Genomic DNA, 16,166 nt, shown 5'->3' with positions numbered 1-16,166 from the left:
TCCTCACGCCGAGAAGCTCCCTTGCAATTGGTAACGTGCGCCCGGGTGGGTCAGCTTGACCGTTGTGACGGCCACGCCACGGCTGTAGGTGATGCGCTTGACCACCAGGCAGGGATCGCGCCGGCCGATGCCCAGCAGTTTGGCCTCCACCTCGCCGGGCAGGGCCGCCTCGATCATGTAGCGCGCTTCCGACAACGGCGCCACGTCGAGCAGGTAATGCGTGGGCGTGATGCGGGTGAAGTCCTGCGCCAGGTAGTCAGGCGCACAGGCCGGGTTGACGGCCCGCTCCTCGCACTGGATGGCCTGGCCGTTCTCCAGGTGCACGATGAGGCTGAGGAACACCGGCGCGCCGCGCTTCAGGCCCAGCTCGGCCGCCTGCTGCGGCGTGGCCTTGCCCTTGAGCAGCGCATGCACGCGCGCCTCGTGCTGGCCGCCGCGCTCGACGATTTCCTCGTGCACGTCGCGCACGTTCAGCGTGGAGGAGATGCGGTGCAGCTGCGCCACGAAGCTGCCCACGCCCTGCACCCGCTCGATCAGCCCCTCCTGCACCAGCTCACGCAGCGCGCGGTTCACCGTCATGCGGCTGACCTCGAACTGCGCCACCAGCGCGCCCTCGCTGGGCAGCAGGTCGCCCGCCACCCAGTGGCCGCTGGCGATGCCTTCGCGCAGGTGGTTCTTGACCTTCAGGTACTGGGGCTCGGGGCTGGCGATTCTGGGCATGCCCGGATGCTAGTTGACTTGACTTGTATAGACAACTAGAGTCCAGCGCGCCCCACAGGAGTACCCATGACCGCCCTGCCCCGCCCCGTCAAAGCGCCCACCGGCACCCAGCTGCACTGCAAAAGCTGGCTGACCGAGGCCGCCTACCGCATGCTGCAGAACAACCTCGACCCCGCGGTGGCCGAGAACCCGGATGCGCTGGTGGTGTACGGCGGCATCGGCAAGGCCGCGCGCAACTGGGAGGCCTTCGACCGCATCCTGGCCACGCTGCGCACGCTGGGCGACGACGAGACGCTGCTGGTGCAGAGCGGTAAGCCGGTGGGCGTGTTCAAGACGCATGCCGATGCGCCGCGCGTGCTGCTGGCCAACTCCAACCTCGTGCCGCACTGGGCCACGTGGGAGCACTTCAACGAGCTCGACCGCGCCGGGCTGATGATGTACGGCCAGATGACGGCCGGCAGCTGGATCTACATCGGCACCCAGGGCATCGTGCAGGGCACCTACGAGACCTTTGCCGAAGCCGCCCGCCAGCACTACGGCGGCGATGCCCGCGGCAAGTGGGTGCTGACGGCGGGCCTGGGCGGCATGGGCGGCGCGCAGCCGCTGGCGGCCACGTTCGCGGGCTTCAGCTCGCTGAACATCGAGTGCCAGCAAAGCCGCATCGATTTCCGCCTCAAGACCCGCTACGTGGATGAGCAGGCCACCGACCTGGACGACGCCATCGCGCGCCTGCGCCGCTACGGCACTGAGGGCAAGGCCATCTCCATCGCACTGCTGGGCAATGCGGCCGAAGTGCTGCCCGAGCTGGTGCGGCGCGTGAAAGCGGGCACCGCGCCCGCCCCGCACATCGTCACCGACCAGACCTCCGCTCACGACCTGCTCAACGGCTACCTGCCGGCCGGCTGGACGGTGGCGCAATGGCGGGCCGCCGCGGCCGACCCGGCCCAGCACGCCGCGCTGAAGGCCGCCGCCGCACAGGGCTGCGCCGTGCATGTGCAGGCCATGCTGGACTTCCAGGCCCTGGGCGTGCCCACGGTGGACTACGGCAACAACATCCGCCAGGTCGCCAAGGACCAGGGCGTGGCGAATGCCTTCGACTTCCCCGGCTTCGTGCCGGCCTATGTGCGCCCGCAGTTCTGCGAGGGCCGCGGGCCCTTCCGCTGGGTGGCGCTCTCCGGCGACCCGGAAGACATCCGCAAGACCGACGCCAAGATCAAGCAACTCTTCCCCGACGAGACCCGCGTGCACCGCTGGCTGGACATGGCCGCCGAGCGCATCGCCTTCCAGGGCCTGCCGGCGCGCATCTGCTGGCTGGGCCTGGGCCAGCGCCACCTGGCCGGCCTGGCGTTCAACGAGATGGTGAGGACCGGCGAGCTCAAGGCCCCCATCGTCATCGGCCGCGACCACCTGGACTGCGGCTCGGTGGCCAGCCCCAACCGCGAGACCGAGGCCATGAAGGACGGCAGCGATGCCGTCTCCGACTGGCCGCTGCTGAACGCGCTGCTCAACACCGCCGGCGGCGCCACCTGGGTGAGCCTGCACCACGGCGGCGGCGTCGGCATGGGCTTCTCGCAGCACAGCGGCGTCGTCATCGTCGCCGACGGGACTGAGGCCGCTGCCCAGCGGCTGTCGCGCGTGCTGTTCAACGACCCGGCCACCGGCGTCATGCGCCATGCCGATGCAGGCTACGACACGGCCATCGCCTGCGCCCGCCAGAACGAACTCAAGCTGCCCTCGCTATGAACCTCGACCCCGGACACCTGACCCTGGCCCAGTTGGCCGACATCGCCGCTGGCGGCATCACGCTTGAGCTGTACGACTGGGCGGCCGTCGACGCCAGCGCCGCGCTGGTGGCCGCCGCCGCTGCGGGTGACGCGCCGGTCTACGGCGTCAACACCGGCTTCGGCAAGCTGGCCAGCACCCGCATCGCCAAGGACCAGCTCGCCGCGCTGCAGCTGAACCTGATCCGCAGCCACGCCGTCGGCGTGGGCGCGCCCATGAGCCCGCCCGTCGTGCGCCTGATGCTGGCCACCAAGGCCGGCAGCCTGGCGCGCGGCTTCTCGGGCGTGCGCCGTGTCGTCGTGCAGTCGCTGCTCGACGCCTTCAACGCCGGCTTCATCCCCTACGTGCCCGCGCAAGGCTCGGTGGGCGCCAGCGGTGACCTGGCCCCGCTGGCCCACCTGACGCTGGCACTGATGGGCGAAGGCGAGGCGCTGGTGGACGGCCAGCGCGTCCCGGCCTGCGCCGAGCTGGCGCGCCTGGGCCTGGCGCCGCTGACGCTGGCGGCCAAGGAAGGCCTGGCTCTCATCAACGGCACGCAGGCCAGCACCGCGCTGGCGCTGCACGCGCTGATCCGCTTCGAGGGCCTGTTCGCCACTGCGCTGGCCAGCGGCGCGATGACGCTGGACGCCGCCCGCGGCAGCGACGGCCCCTTCGACGCCCGCATCCACGCGGTGCGCGGCCAGCCCGGCCAGATCGAGGTGGCCGGCATCTACCGCGCGCTGGCCGCCGGCAGCGCCATTCGCGCGAGCCACCGCGAAGGCGACGAGCGTGTGCAGGACCCGTACTGCCTGCGCTGCCAGCCCCAAGTCATGGGCGCGGCGCTGGACCAGGCCCGCCACGCGGCGCAGGTGCTGGTGCGCGAAGCCAATGCGGTGACCGACAACCCGCTGGTGTTCGACGACGTGATGATCAGCGGCGGCAACTTCCACGCCGAGCCGGTGGCCTTCGCGGCGGACAACCTCGCGCTGGCGATTGCCGAGGTCGGCGCCATCGCCGAGCGCCGCATCGCGATGCTGATCGACCCGGGCATCTCGCGCCTGCCGCCTTTCCTGACGGCCGATGCCGGCCTGCACAGCGGCTTCATGATCGCCCACGTGACGGCGGCGGCGCTGGCCAGCGAGAACAAGAGCCTGGCCCACCCGGCCAGCGTGGACAGCCTGCCCACCAGCGCCAACCAGGAAGACCATGTCTCCATGGCCACCTTCGGCGCGCGCCGGCTGCACGCGATGCTGGACAACACGGCCCACATCGTCGCCATCGAACTGCTGGCCGCCGCGCAGGGCATCGACTTCCTGCGCCCGCTGACCAGTTCGCCCGCCGTGGAAGCGCTGCATGCCCACCTGCGCCAGCACTGCGCCAGCATGCCGGCCGACCACTACCTCGCGCCCGACATCGAGCGCGCCGCCGCGCTGGTGCAGGCCGGCGCACTGGCCGCGCCGGGCGCGCCCCGCTTCGCCGGCTGAGGCGCGCACGCGCCGGCCGGGCGCAGAATCGGGGCAGACCTGGCTCCACCCCGATGCTGCGCCGCTCCCTCGTCGCCACCCTCGCCGTGCTGACCGCTGCGGCCGCCGCTGCGCCGGCCGCCGAGCCGGTCATGGTGGTGCACCACATCCCCCTGCCCGGCAGCGGGCCGGACGGCGCGCCCGCACTGCCCATGGCCGGCCGCGTCGCCACCTGGGCCCAGCGCGCCGGGCTGGCACTGCGCTGGGAGGCCGTGCCGCTCAAGCGCAGCCTGCAGGCGCTGCAGCGCAACACCGAACCGTTGTGCGTGCTGGGCATGTTTGACACGCCGGAGCGCCGGCGCTTCGCGCGCTTCTCGCGGCCCATCCACCAGGAGGAGCAGCAGGTCTTCCTGGTCGCGCGCCATGCGGCGGCGGCCTTGCGGGCCCTGCCCGATGCGCGAGCGGCTGTGCTGTCACCGCAGCTGAAGCTGCTGGTGTACGACGGCGTGGCCTACGGCGCGACGCTGGACGGCTGGATCGCGCAGCGCCGGCCGCCGCCACTGCGCGCCAGCGCCAGCAGCGCCCACCCGCCAACGATGCTGGCCCGCAGCCACGCGGACTTCACCATCTCGGTGGCCGGCGAGCTGCGCGAATGGCAGCGCCGCGGCGAGCCCCATGCCCAGGTGCTGGAAACCGTGCTGCTGCCCGGTATGCCGGCACCGCCGCGGCGCCACCTGGCCTGCAGCATGAAGGTCTCGCCCGAGTGGCTGCGCCGCTTCGATGCGGCCGTCGGCGCCGCGCCCCCGCCCCTGACGGGCGGCGCTCAGTAGCGCCCAGCCGCGCCCGCCACCCTCAGGAACACGTAGGCGAACCACGCCACCACGGCCCGGCGCAGCATGGCGCGCAGGCCCTTGCCGCCCGACGCGCCAACGCGCTGCGACACGGCGACGGCCGCGTCCACCTCACGGGCCAGTTGCGTGGCGAAGCCGGCGTCGTGCACGACGACGTTGGCCTCCAGGTTGAGCAGCAGCGACAGCGGGTCGATGTTGGAGCTGCCCACCGTGGCCCAGATGCCGTCCACCACGGCCACCTTGGCGTGCAGGAAGGCCGGCGTGTACTCGTGGATCTCCACGCCGTGGCCGATCAGCTCGGCATAAAGCGCCTCGGCGGCCCAGCCGGCCAGCCGGTAGTCCAGCTTGCCCTGCAGCAGCAGGCGCACACGCACGCCCCGGTCGGCCGCACGGCGCAGCGCCTGGCGGATGCGCTGGCCGGGATAGAAGTAGGGGCAGATGATGTCCACGCTGCTGCGGGCGTTCGTGATCGCATCGGCGTAGGCATGCTCGATGGTGCGGCGGCGGCGCAGGTTGTCGCGCAGCACAAAGGCTGCGCAGACCGGCGACATCGGCATCACCGGCTCAGGCAGGCGCTGCGGGCCACGCCAGACCTGGCTGAACCACAGGCCCAGGCGGCGGCGCAGCGGCACGTAGTCCAGCAGCGCGTCGTCGAAGTCGCGCCCCAGCCAGGCGCGCGACCAGACGGCCCGCACGCTCTGACCCACCAGCTCCACCAGACTGCCGCGCAGCGCGACGGCGAAGTCCAGCCGCGGCAGCTCGCTGGGGCCGTGGTGCAGGTCCAGCCGGTCGTCGATGACGTTGATGCCGCCGACGAAGGCCACGGCCCCGTCCACCACGCACAGCTTCTGGTGCAGCCGGCGCAGCTGGCCCGGCTGCAGCCAGCGCCACCAGCGGTCCATGGGCCGGAACACCGCCAGCGCCACGCCGCTGCCCGCGAAGCGCTCGCGCAGCTCGCGCAGGCTGCCGTTGCTGCCGAAGCCGTCGATCACCAGCCGCACGCGCACACCGCGCCGGTCAGCGGCGATCAACGCGTCGGCCAACGCGAGCGCGGTGGCGTCGCTGTGGAAGATGTAGGTCGCCAGCCAGATGTCGCTGTGCGCCTGACGGATGGCGTCATGCATGCGCGGGAAGAGCTCATCACCACCGCGCAGCAGCTCGACCTCGTTGCCACCGGTGAAGCCCACCTCGGCCGCACGCGCGCGGCGCCGGCGCAGCAGCTCCAGCCTCATTCCAGCACCAGCTCCACCAGCAGGGGAAGGTGGTCGGACATGCGCGCCCAGCTCGGGCCGCGCGGCACCTGCAGGCCGGTGCAGCGCAGGCCCACGGTGTAGACGCGGTCCAGCGCGAACACCGGCAGCCGCGACGGGAAGGTGGCGCGGCGCGCCCGCCCCTGCGGCAGGCCGGCACGGTGCAGGCCGTGGGCGCGCATGGCCGGGTCCAGCCGCTCGCCCCAGTCATTGAAGTCGCCCGCCACCAGCGCCGGCGCGCCCGCCGGCACATGCTCGCGCAGAAAGGCCGCCAGCCGGTCCACCTGGCGCATGCGGCTGGAATGAATGAGCCCGAAATGCGCCACCACCACATGCACCACCGTGCCCTGCCAATGCACGGGCACGTGCAGCAGGCCGCGCTGCTCGAAGGCGTGGTCCGACACGTCATGGTGGCCGACATCCCCCAGCGGCCAGCGCGACAGCAACGCGTTTCCATGCTCGCCGAAGCGGGTCTTGGCGTTGGTGCGGTAGGCCACCTCGTAGCCGGCCGGCGCCAGGAACTCGGCCTGCCCCTGCTCGGGCCAGCCGAACCAGGTCTGGTCGAAGAAGGCCGCCTCGCGGTGGTGGAACAGCCGCACCTCCTGCAGGCACACGATGTCGGCATCCAGCGCCGCCACGCCCATCTGCAGGTTGTGGATCTCCAGCCGCTTGGCCGGCCCCAGGCCGCGCACACCCTTGTGGATGTTGTAGGTCGCCACGCGCAGCACCGCGCCGGGCGCGTGGGGCGTGGGGCGGGCGACGGAGCGCATCACGCGGCGGGCCGGGCCAGCAGGCGCGGCAGCTGCAACACGGCCTCGGCGTTGGAGGGCGAGAAGCAACGGTCGGCCGCCTCCTGCCAGGGCAGCCATTGCCAGGCCAGGTGCTCGCGCGGTGCGAGCGTGGGCGTCAGCGGCGCGGGCAGTTGCAGGCCGAACACGTGCTCGGTGTTGCGCGTGACGCCGGGCGCATAGCGGTGGCGCCACTGCGGGTAGATCTCGTAGACGTTGGCCAGCTGCCAGTCGGTCAAGCGGGCGCCCAGCGCCGCGATGTCGAAGCCGGTCTCCTCCAGCACCTCGCGGCGCGCGGTCTCGGCGGCCGGCTCGTCCAGCGCGTCCTTGGAGCCGGTGACGCTCTGCCAGTAACCGGGGTGGTCGGCCCGCTCGATCAGCAGCACCTGAAGGTCAGGCGTGTGGATGACGACGAGAACGGATTCGGGGATCTTGAAGGGCTTGGCCGACTGCATGCGCCAAGCATAGCCACGCCGGCATCCCCGGCCGGCGTGCGGGCCCTTGGGCCGCTCAGCCGCCGCGGTTCTGGCGCGTCGCGACCGGTGGCGGCAGCGCCTTGGCCTGCAGCTCGCGCACCTGCACGACAAGCTGGTTGTGCGCGTCCATGAAGGCCGCGGCAATGACCTTGCCCTCGTTGGAATTGCTCCAGCCCGCGCCCGCGGCGCCGCCGAGCTTGCCCACCACCGCGCCGCCGACGCCCAGGTCTGCCACCTCGACCGACCCGGTGGCCGCCGCGACCTGCTCGGTGGTCTCGTTGTCGGTCAGCAGCAGCGCCGCCTGGGCCTGCTTGAGCTTGACCTGCTCGGCCGCGCCGACGAGCTTGTTCAGGTAGGGAATGGCCTGCAGGATGCCGCCGATCTGCCGGCCAGCGTCCTGCTCGCTGAAAGTGAGGCTGGGCGTCAGGCTGTACTGCGCCTCGTAGCCCTTGCCCTTGGCGACGGTGTTGCCGTCCTTGCGCAGGATGCCGGCATCCTTGAGCTCCTGCTCGCGCACGGTGGCCTTCAGGCCGGCGGAGCGGTCCACGACGCGGAAGCACCCGCTTTGCTGGGCCAGCAGGCGCACCAGCGGCACGGGGCTGGCGGGCAGCTGGTAGCTGCCGGCGTAGCTGTAGCCGTTGGGGTTCTCGATCAGCGCCATCGTGGCCACCGGCGCGTCGCACTTGACGAGCTGCCGGCTGGCATTGCTGGCGCCGGCCGGGCCGGCCGAGCCGCTGATCACCGAGCCGCCCTCCCCGAGCGAGGTGGACGACTTGCCACAACCGCCGAGCAACAGCACGGCAAGCGGGACGATGAGCAGACGGCAAACATTCATGGGCAGACCCTTCTCGCGAAACGAGGCGCGAGTCTGCCCGGGCGGCGAGCACAGGCCGGCCCTAGAACGTGGGATGTCTCCCGCGTCCACGGGGCCGGCCGGCCCGCGCGATCAGCTGCGCGTCAGCGTGGCCTTGAGCATGCTGTTGAGCATGTCCTGCAGCTCGGCGAAATGCGCCCGCGTCTCCACCGACAGGCCCGGCTTGGCCGCGCCCGTGCGCAGCTCGCCGGCCAGCTGGTTGGCGTGCCAGCGCGCCAGCGAGAAGGCGTCGGCGTAGCTGGCGGCCGCGTTGGTCGAGCGGTTCAGCTGCGCCTGCAGGCGCTTGACGTACTCGCGCTGCAGGCTGCGACGCATGCGGTCCACCTCGGCGCCGCTCTTCAGCTCGCTGAAGATGGCGCCCTGCAGGGTGCCGTAGACCTCGCTCAGCGACACCGCGCCCTTGCGCTGGGCCTCAGGCAGGTAAGCGCCCTGCTCAATGAGGCGGCGCGCGGTGGCGGCCGACATCAGGCGGTCCAGCACGCGGGCCTGCACGGCGGCCACGGCGTCGGGGATGGACAGCGGCAGGCCGCGCTCCCACTCGTTGTAGTCCACCGTCTGGGTGACGAGGAACTCGGGACGGAACTTGAACGCGTCGCTGGCCAGCAGGCCGCTGGCGATGAAGCGCAGCGCCTCGCGCTGCTGCGCGTTGTCCACCGGCTTGAAGGCCGGCCCCGGCGTGACGCCCGGCACCACGCGCTCGGCCTGCAGGCCGCCGACGTACTTGCTGACGTTGTGCGCCGTCATGCCCAGTTGGCGGAACGAGTCCAGGATGGAGCGGCGCGCGCGCAGCGGGTCTTCACCGGCCTGGGGCTTGCGCGTCTGCACGCGCTCCCACAGCTCCTGGCTGAGCTTGAGGCGCTTCTTGGCGTAGGCCAGCGGGTCGTCGCCCAGGTCGCGCTGGTTGCTGCGCGGGTCGAAGCCGTCGTATACGCCGCCCACGCCCTGGTCCATGTCGTCGGCATAGGCCAGCTGCGGCTCGATGGAGCGCGCGGCGATGCGGGCCAGCTCGGCCGCTTCCTGCTCGGCGGGCACCTGCTTGTAGGCGTACTCGATGGCCCAGTAGTCGTAGGCGCCCAGCGTGGTGTTGGTCAGGCTGGCCTTGGGCTCGCCCTTGAGCGGCAGGTTGTAGGCGTTGTAGTCCATCACCGAGTTGGAGATGCCGTTGGCCTCGGTGAAGGCCTTGTCCTTCAGCTGCGCCTGGGTGATGGTGGTGGACGAGCGGAAGTTGTGCTTCAGGCCCAGCGTGTGGCCCACCTCGTGCATGACGACGTCCTTGATGACAGCCTGGGCCAGCGCCTCGGCCTCGGGGCCGTCCATGTCCTGGCCGTCGCGCAGCGCCAGCAGGTCCAGCGCGAAGCCGAACTCGCCGGCCTGGTCGGCCATGTAGGTGCACTGCTGTTCGGCCAGCGCGCGGCTGCGCTCGCCCATCCAGCTGGCCAGCGGCGCATGGCTGTGGCCGTGGTCATGGCTGTGGCCGTGATGGGCGTGCTGGCCCAGCACGTCGTCACTGGCCAGGCGGCGGCTGCCGCGTCCGAAGACGTCGCTCATGCCGATGTCGGCGTCCAGGATCTCGCCGGTGCGCGGGTCCTTGGTGCTGGGGCCGATGGCAAAGCCGACGTCGGCGCCGGTGAACCAGCGGATGGACGCGTGCGTGGCGTCCATGTTGTCCCAGTCGGCATCGTCAGGCTGCTGCTTGGCTTGGACCGCGTCCTTGAAGCCGATCTTCTCGAAGGCCTTGTTCCACTCCAGGATGCCGGCCTTGACGGCCTCGCGGTACTTGACCGGGATGTTCTTGTCCATCCAGTAGACGATGGGCTGCACCGGCTCGGACAGCGCGGCGGCCGGGTCCTTCTTCTCCAGGCGCCAGCGGGTCAGCAGGTGCACGCGCGGGTTGGCCTTCAGGTCGTCACCAAGGTTGGTGTACGTCTCCATGAAATGACCCAGGCGCGGGTCGATGCGACGGATGGCCGCCGGCTGCTCGGGCAGCGCACGGAAGTTGTAGACGAAGCTGAAGAACATCGAGCGCGGGTCCGGCGTGGCCTGCGGCGGCGTGGGCACGGCCACGGGCGGCGGCGTCAGCGGCGGCGCCGGGATGCGCGCGGTGGCGAAGTGCACGCGCGAGGTCAGCGTGGTCAGGCCGGCCTCGGCGCGGGTGGACTCGATGTGCGAGTTGGCGCGATCGGGCGCATACGGCAGGCGGTAGACGGCCTCCAGGCGCGTGGAGTAGCCGGGGATGTCGCCCAGCAGCAGGCCGCTGGCGTCCACCAGCACCGACTTGCGGTCCGGGTGCTCGGCACTGGCCACCGGGCCCGACGTGATCAGGCTGGGCGAGAAGGACTGCTCCAGCGCACGGCGGTTGACGGCGTCATCGGTGCGGAACTTCATGTTCAGCGCGATCAGCTGGATCTGGTTGCCCACGCGGCGCCACTCGGCCATCTCGTCGCCCAGCATCTGGCTGGCGTAGAGGCCGCGCTCGCCCACGGCGTTCGCGACGTTGACGGTGAACAGGAAGGGCTTGTTGAAGGCTTCCTTGGGGATTTCCAGCCAGACCTTGTCGTCCTTGCGCCAGATGGGGAACAGGCCGGGCTGCTCCTTGGCCCCCTTGATGACGTCGGCAAACGGCTTGGGCGCGGTGGGGTCCACCGGCGGGCGGGCCGCGGCGGCGGCGGGTGCAGCAGGCGCCGCGGCGGTGGCCGGTGCGGCAGCCGGGGCCTGGGCCTGGGCCAGGGCCGCCAGCGCGAGTAGCGCGGCGGTGGCCAGAACGGAACGCGACATCGGGGTCATGAGATGTGTCCGAAGGAAACCAAAAGCGGGCGACTTTAAGCGCGGCGACACTTGCGTCAATCCGATGCCGCCCCCGTCGCGGCAGCACCAAAGTTCACGCGAAAACTTCTGTCATGGCGCTCAGTCATCTGCTTTATTTGCATGGGTTCCGGTCCTCGCCCGCCTCGGCCAAGGCCGTGCGCATGGCCCAGTGGGCTGCCACCCAGCCCGGCCTGGTGTTCGCCTGCCCGCAGCTGCCGCCCTCACCGCGCGACGCGATGGCCCTGGTGGCCGCGCTGGTGGCCGGCTGGCCGGCCGAGGGCGCAGCCGTCATCGGCAGCTCGCTGGGCGGCTTCTACGCCACCTCGCTGGCCGAGCAACCGGCCCACCGCGGCTGGCGCGCGGCCGTGCTGAACCCGGCCGTCAACCCGGCGCGCGACCTCGCCCAGCACATCGGCGAGCTGACCGCCTGGCATGACCCGACGCTGAAGTTCGACTTCACGGCCCAGCACGTGGCCGAGCTGGCGGCGCTGACGCCGCCAGCACGCCTGAGCACCCCGTCGCGCTACTACGCGCTGATCGCCAAGGGCGACGAGCTGCTGGACTGGCGCGAGATGCTGGCCCGCTATGCCGGCTGCGACGGCGAGGTGGTGGACGGCAGCGACCACGGCCTGAGCGACTTCGAGGCGCATCTGCCGCCCTTGCTGGCGCACCTCACCCGCTGAGGGACAATCCGGCCCCTATGTTTGCGCTGTTTGATGACGCCGGGAAATTCCTCGCCGGCCGGGTGATGAGCGAGGCCGATGCTTCGCTCCAGGTGGAGCTTGATTCCGGCAAACGGGTCAAGGTCAAGTCCGCCAACGTGATGCTGAAGTTCGAGAAGCCGGCACCCGCCGAGCTGCTGACCGAGGCGCGCGCCTTGGCCGACGACATCGACCTGGACCTGGCCTGGGAGTTCGCGCCCGAGGGCGAGTTCGGCTTCGCCGACCTGGCGCGGGACTACTTCGACGCCAAGGCCGGCGTCGTGCAGCAGGCCGCCGCGCTGTTCCGCCTGTTCGACGCGCCGCACTACTTCCGCCGCGCCGGCAAGGGCCAGTTCAAGAAGGCGCCCGAGGAAACAGTGAAGGCCGCGCTGCTGGGCATCGAGCGCAAGCGCCAGCAGGCGCTGCAGATCGAGGCCTGGGCGCAGGAGCTGGTGGCGGGCACCTGCCCGGCACCCATCCAGGACCAGATCTACAAGATCCTGTTCAAGCCCGACAAGAACGGCCCCGAGTACAAGGCCGTCGTCGAGGCCAGCAAGCTCGCGCACAAGGCGCCACTGGATCTGCTGCAGGGCGCCGGCGCCATCACCAGCGCCTACCAGTTCCACTGGAAGCGCTTCCTGTTCGAGAACTTCCCCAAGGGCGTGGGCTTCCCGGCCCTGACCGCGCCGGAGATCAAGGACGAGCTGGCGCTGAGCCCGGCGCGCGCCTTCTCCATCGACGACTCGCAGACCACCGAGATCGACGACGCCCTCTCCGTGCAGGGCCTGGGCACCGGCACCATCACCTTCGGCGTGCACATCGCCGCACCCGGCCTGGCCATCACGCCGGACTCGGCCGTCGACAAGGTCGCCCGCGAGCGCCTGTCCACGGTCTACATGCCGGGATGGAAGATCACCATGCTGCCCGACGAGGTCGTGCAGGCCTACACGCTGATCGAGGGCCGCGACTGCCCGGCCGTGTCCATCTACTTCACGATGGACGAGGCGACGTTCGAGATCAAGGCGAAGGAAACCAAGCTGGAGCGCGTGCACATCGCGTCCAACCTGCGCCACGACAAGCTGGACGGCATCGTCACCGACGCCTCGCTGTCGGGCGAGGCGCCGGCCGACTACGCCTTCGCGCCCGAGCTGGCCTTCTGCTGGCGCCTGGCGAAGCACCTGAAGGCGCAGCGCGAGCTGGTGCGCGGCAAGCCGGAGAACTTCAACCGGCCGGACTACAACTTCCGCCTGGCCGGCGAGCGCATGGAGCCGCCCAACGGCAGCGAGTCGGTGGAGATCAGCGTGCGCGCCCGCGGCAGCTCGCTGGACCTCATCGTCGCCGAGGCCATGATCCTGGCCAACTCCGCCTGGGGCGGCTGGCTGGCCGAGCTGGGGCTGCCGGGCATCTACCGCAGCCAGGCGAGCCTCGCGCCCGGCATCAAGGTGCGCATGGGCGTGAAGGCGCTGCCGCACGCCGGCATGGGCGTGGCGCAGTACACCTGGGCCACATCGCCGCTGCGCCGCTACGTGGACCTGGTCAACCAGTGGCAGATCATTGCCTGCGCGCGGCACGGCCGCACGGCCGCGCTGGCCGCGCCGTTCAAGCCCAAGGATGCGCAGCTGTTCTCCATCATCTCGGGCTTCGAGTCGGCCTACGCCGCCTACAACGGCTTCCAGAACGGCATCGAGCGCTTCTGGACGCTGCGCTGGCTGCAGCAGAACGGCACCACCGAGCTGACCGCCACCGTCATGAAGGAAGGCCTGGTGCGCGCCGACGAGCTGCCGCTGGTGTTCAAGGCGCTGGGCTGCGAGCCGCTGCCGCGTGGCAGCCATGTGAAAGTGCGCATCACCGGCCTGGACGAGATGACGCTGGACGTGCATGCAACGCTGGTCGAGCGCCTGGACGAGCAGGCCGCCGCAGACGAGGCGGAAGGCGACGACGACGACCTGGCGGCCGCTGCGGCGCCGATCGCGCTGGCCATCGACCTCAACGACGGCAACGCCGACACCGAGGCCACGCCCGCCGCCTGACGATGCGCCGCCTCAGCACCCTGCAAATCGCCCTTGCCTGCTCGCTGGGCGTGCATGGCGTTCTGCTGGGCTGGCGCATGGGGTCGCCGGAGTCCTTCAACCGCGTGTTCAAGGACACGCCGCTGGAGGTGGTGCTGGTCAACACCCGCTCCAACGAGCTGCCCACCAAGGCGGCCGTGCTCGCCCAGGCCAACCTGGCCGGCGGCGGCAATGCCGAGCAAGGCCGCGCCACCTCGCCGCTGCCGCCCGCCCGGCACAGCGAGGAGGGCGACGCCGCCGAGGCCCAGAGCTCGCAGATCGCCCAGCTGCAGCAACAGCAGCAACAGTTGCTGGCCCAGGTGCGCCGCGAGCTGGCGCTGCTGCCGCCGCCCGACCCGCGCCGCGAGAAGACCGACGCCCGCGAGCGCGCCCAGGCCGAGAAACGCCGCCAGCTGGTGGACCTGCTCGCCGAGATCGAGAAGCGCGTCAACATGGAAAGCGCCCGGCCGCGCAAGCGCTATGTGAGCCCGGCAGCACGCGAGGTGGTCTACGCGCAGTACTACGACGGGCTGCGCCGCCGCATCGAGGAGCGTGGCACGCGCGACTTCCCCGAGTACCGCGGCAAGAAGCTCTACGGCGAGCTCATCATGAACATCCACGTGGACCACAAAGGCCGCGTCATCGAGACGGAGATCGTCTCGCCCAGCGGCAACGCGACGCTGGACAAGCGCGCCATCGCCATCGTTCAGGCCGCATCGCCGTTCGGCGTCTTCACCAAGGAGATGCTCAAGGGCGCCGAGGTGCTGGTGATCACATCCCGCTTCAAGTTCACCCGAGATGAAGAGCTGGAAACCTCGCTGGCCGGACAGTCCTGACCCCTGAACCGCTCGCGGCCGCGCGCGCACGGCCGATCAGCCTCCAAGAAAGCCTGCCATGACCGATCGATACGCCGTTGTCGGCAACCCGGTGGAACACAGCCGCTCGCCGACCATCCACGCCCTGTTCGCCGAACAGACCGGCCAGGCCCTGCGCTACGAGCGCCTGCTGGCGCCGCTGGACGGCTTCGAGGCCTGCCTGCGCGGCTTCGCGGCCGCTGGCGCCAAGGGCTGCAACATCACCGTGCCGTTCAAGTTCGACGCCTTCGAGCTGTGCAGCCGCCGCACCGAGCGCGCGCAGCTGGGCGGCGCCGTCAACACGCTGCGCTTCGACGCCGACGGCTGGACCGGCGACAACACCGACGGCGCCGGCCTCGTCAACGACATCCAGAAGAACACCGGCCGCCCGCTGGCCGGCCTGCAGGTGTTGCTGGTGGGCGCCGGTGGCGCGAGCGCCGGTGCCCTGGGCGCGCTGATCGCGGCCGGACCGGCGCGCATCACCGTCGTCAACCGCACGCTGGACAAGGCGCAGGCGCTGGTGGCCAGCCATGCCGACCTCGGCGTGCCGCTCACCGCCGCCACGCTGGCCGAGGCGCCCGCCGCGCAGGACATCGTCATCAACGCCACCAGCACCAGCCTGTCCGGCGCGGCCGCGCCGGTCGGCGCCCACGTGCTCAAGCCCGGTGCGCTGGCGCTGGACATGATGTACGGCCCCAAGGCACAGGCCTTCCTGGACTGGGCCGCCAGCCACGGCGCCGAGCCGCGCGACGGCCTGGGCATGCTGGTGGAGCAGGCTTCCGAGGCCTTCTTCTTCTGGCGCGGCGTGCGCCCCGACACCGCGCCAGTGCTGAAGGCGCTGCGGGCCACGCTATGAAGCGTCATGCCTTGCGGCTGCTGGCCGTGCTGGCGCTGGCCGTGCTGTGCCTGCAGCTGTGGTTTGCCGGGCGCATCGCGCTGATGAATGTGTTCGCGCCGCAGTCCACCAGCTTCCAGCGCAGCGAGGCGCTGCGGCTGCTGAAGGACAAGCAGCAGGTGGCCTGGGCGCAGGCCTGGGTGGATGACGAGCGCCTGCCGCGCACGCTCAAGCGCGCCGTCATCGCCAGCGAGGACGACGGCTTCGCCACGCACGGCGGCGTGGACTGGGAGGCCCTGCAGGGCGCCTGGAAGAAGAACGAGAAGGCGCAGGCGCGCGTGGAGGCGCGCGGGCGCGGCGTGGCCAAGGTCATCGGCGGCTCCACCATCACGCAGCAGCTGGCCAAGAACCTGCTGCTGTCGGGCGAACGCACGCTGCTGCGCAAGGGCCAGGAGCTGGTGCTGACGCTGATGCTGGAAACCCTGCTCAGCAAGCAGCGCATCCTGGAGATCTACCTGAACAACGTCGAATGGGGCGAAGGCCTGTTCGGTGCGCAGGCAGCGGCGCGACACTACTTCCGCACCGATGTGTCACGCCTGGGCACCTTCGAGGCCGCGCGGCTGGCGGTCATGCTGCCGGCGCCCAAGCGCTTCGAGCGCCAGCCGGGCTCGCCCTATGTGATGGGCCGCGCAGCGCTCATCATGGGCCGCATGAACAGCGCCCAACTCCCCTGACACCGC

14 protein-coding genes are annotated in these 16,166 nt (G+C 71.1%); 8 read left to right on the top strand and 6 right to left on the bottom strand.

The genetic code is table 11. The annotated features are described in order from the left end of the window. Positions 1-3: 3 nt before the first annotated feature. The gene (gene hutC, locus NYO99_RS00660; protein ID WP_268165168.1) at positions 4-720 is read right to left on the bottom strand and encodes a histidine utilization repressor; all 717 of its coding nucleotides are present in this window, start codon (positions 718-720) and stop codon (positions 4-6) included. Positions 721-786: 66 nt separating this feature from the next. Between hutC and hutU the strand changes: the two genes are divergently transcribed. The 3 genes from hutU to NYO99_RS00645 are packed head-to-tail and all read left to right on the top strand — an operon-like array spanning position 787 to position 4,774. Then, a complete protein-coding gene (gene hutU / locus NYO99_RS00655) occupies positions 787-2,463 on the top strand; it encodes a urocanate hydratase (RefSeq protein WP_268165167.1) in 1,677 nt (558 codons plus the stop codon). Further along, on the top strand, positions 2,460-3,965 hold the full coding sequence (gene hutH, locus NYO99_RS00650) for a histidine ammonia-lyase (RefSeq protein ID WP_268165166.1): 1,506 nt from the start codon (positions 2,460-2,462) through the stop codon (positions 3,963-3,965). The genes hutU and hutH overlap by 4 nt, the downstream gene beginning before the upstream one ends. Before the next feature lie 53 nt (positions 3,966-4,018). After that, a complete protein-coding gene (locus NYO99_RS00645) occupies positions 4,019-4,774 on the top strand; it encodes a transporter substrate-binding domain-containing protein (RefSeq protein WP_268165165.1) in 756 nt (251 codons plus the stop codon). Here NYO99_RS00645 and clsB read toward each other — a convergent pair. The 5 genes from clsB to NYO99_RS00620 form a co-directional block, all read right to left on the bottom strand. Beyond that, complete coding sequence (clsB, locus tag NYO99_RS00640; protein WP_268165163.1) at positions 4,768-6,027, bottom strand: cardiolipin synthase ClsB; 1,260 nt, start codon at positions 6,025-6,027, stop codon at positions 4,768-4,770. The two genes, NYO99_RS00645 and clsB, sit on opposite strands and share 7 nt — an antisense overlap. Then, complete coding sequence (locus NYO99_RS00635; RefSeq protein WP_268166434.1) at positions 6,024-6,815, bottom strand: endonuclease/exonuclease/phosphatase family protein; 792 nt, start codon at positions 6,813-6,815, stop codon at positions 6,024-6,026. Before NYO99_RS00635 ends, clsB begins: the two co-directional genes overlap by 4 nt. Further along, positions 6,815-7,288 carry a dihydroneopterin triphosphate diphosphatase gene (gene nudB, locus NYO99_RS00630; RefSeq protein ID WP_268165162.1) on the bottom strand — a complete coding sequence of 158 codons (474 nt, stop codon included), beginning with the start codon at positions 7,286-7,288 and terminating at the stop codon, positions 6,815-6,817. Before nudB ends, NYO99_RS00635 begins: the two co-directional genes overlap by 1 nt. Before the next feature lie 55 nt (positions 7,289-7,343). Further along, complete coding sequence (locus NYO99_RS00625) at positions 7,344-8,144, bottom strand: CsgG/HfaB family protein (protein ID WP_268165161.1); 801 nt, start codon at positions 8,142-8,144, stop codon at positions 7,344-7,346. A 111-nt stretch (positions 8,145-8,255) separates the two neighbouring features. After that, positions 8,256-10,958, bottom strand: coding sequence for a zinc-dependent metalloprotease (locus NYO99_RS00620; protein ID WP_268165160.1), 2,703 nt, complete (start codon positions 10,956-10,958; stop codon positions 8,256-8,258). Between the two features lie 122 nt (positions 10,959-11,080). Here NYO99_RS00620 and NYO99_RS00615 point away from each other — a divergent pair, with 122 nt between their 5' ends. The 5 genes from NYO99_RS00615 to mtgA are packed head-to-tail and all read left to right on the top strand — an operon-like array spanning position 11,081 to position 16,160. Continuing rightward, positions 11,081-11,671 (top strand): YqiA/YcfP family alpha/beta fold hydrolase, encoded by a 591-nt coding sequence (locus NYO99_RS00615; protein WP_268165159.1) that lies wholly within the window; start codon positions 11,081-11,083, stop codon positions 11,669-11,671. Between the two features lie 17 nt (positions 11,672-11,688). Further along, positions 11,689-13,719, top strand: a complete 2,031-nt coding sequence (locus NYO99_RS00610) for a ribonuclease catalytic domain-containing protein (protein ID WP_268165157.1) — start codon at positions 11,689-11,691, stop codon at positions 13,717-13,719. A 2-nt stretch (positions 13,720-13,721) separates the two neighbouring features. Next, positions 13,722-14,573: an energy transducer TonB gene (locus NYO99_RS00605; protein ID WP_268165156.1), complete on the top strand. Its 852-nt coding sequence runs from the start codon at positions 13,722-13,724 to the stop codon at positions 14,571-14,573. 58 nt (positions 14,574-14,631) lie between these two features. After that, the gene (gene aroE, locus NYO99_RS00600) at positions 14,632-15,447 is read left to right on the top strand and encodes a shikimate dehydrogenase (protein WP_268165155.1); all 816 of its coding nucleotides are present in this window, start codon (positions 14,632-14,634) and stop codon (positions 15,445-15,447) included. Continuing rightward, complete coding sequence (mtgA, locus tag NYO99_RS00595) at positions 15,444-16,160, top strand: monofunctional biosynthetic peptidoglycan transglycosylase (protein WP_268165154.1); 717 nt, start codon at positions 15,444-15,446, stop codon at positions 16,158-16,160. Before aroE ends, mtgA begins: the two co-directional genes overlap by 4 nt. Positions 16,161-16,166 lie beyond the last annotated feature (6 nt).

Origin of the sequence: Roseateles hydrophilus (genome assembly GCF_026712245.1) — a bacterium.
Classification (GTDB): domain Bacteria; phylum Pseudomonadota; class Gammaproteobacteria; order Burkholderiales; family Burkholderiaceae_C; genus Pelomonas; species Pelomonas hydrophilus.
This window is presented reverse-complemented; position numbering and strand designations above follow the sequence as displayed.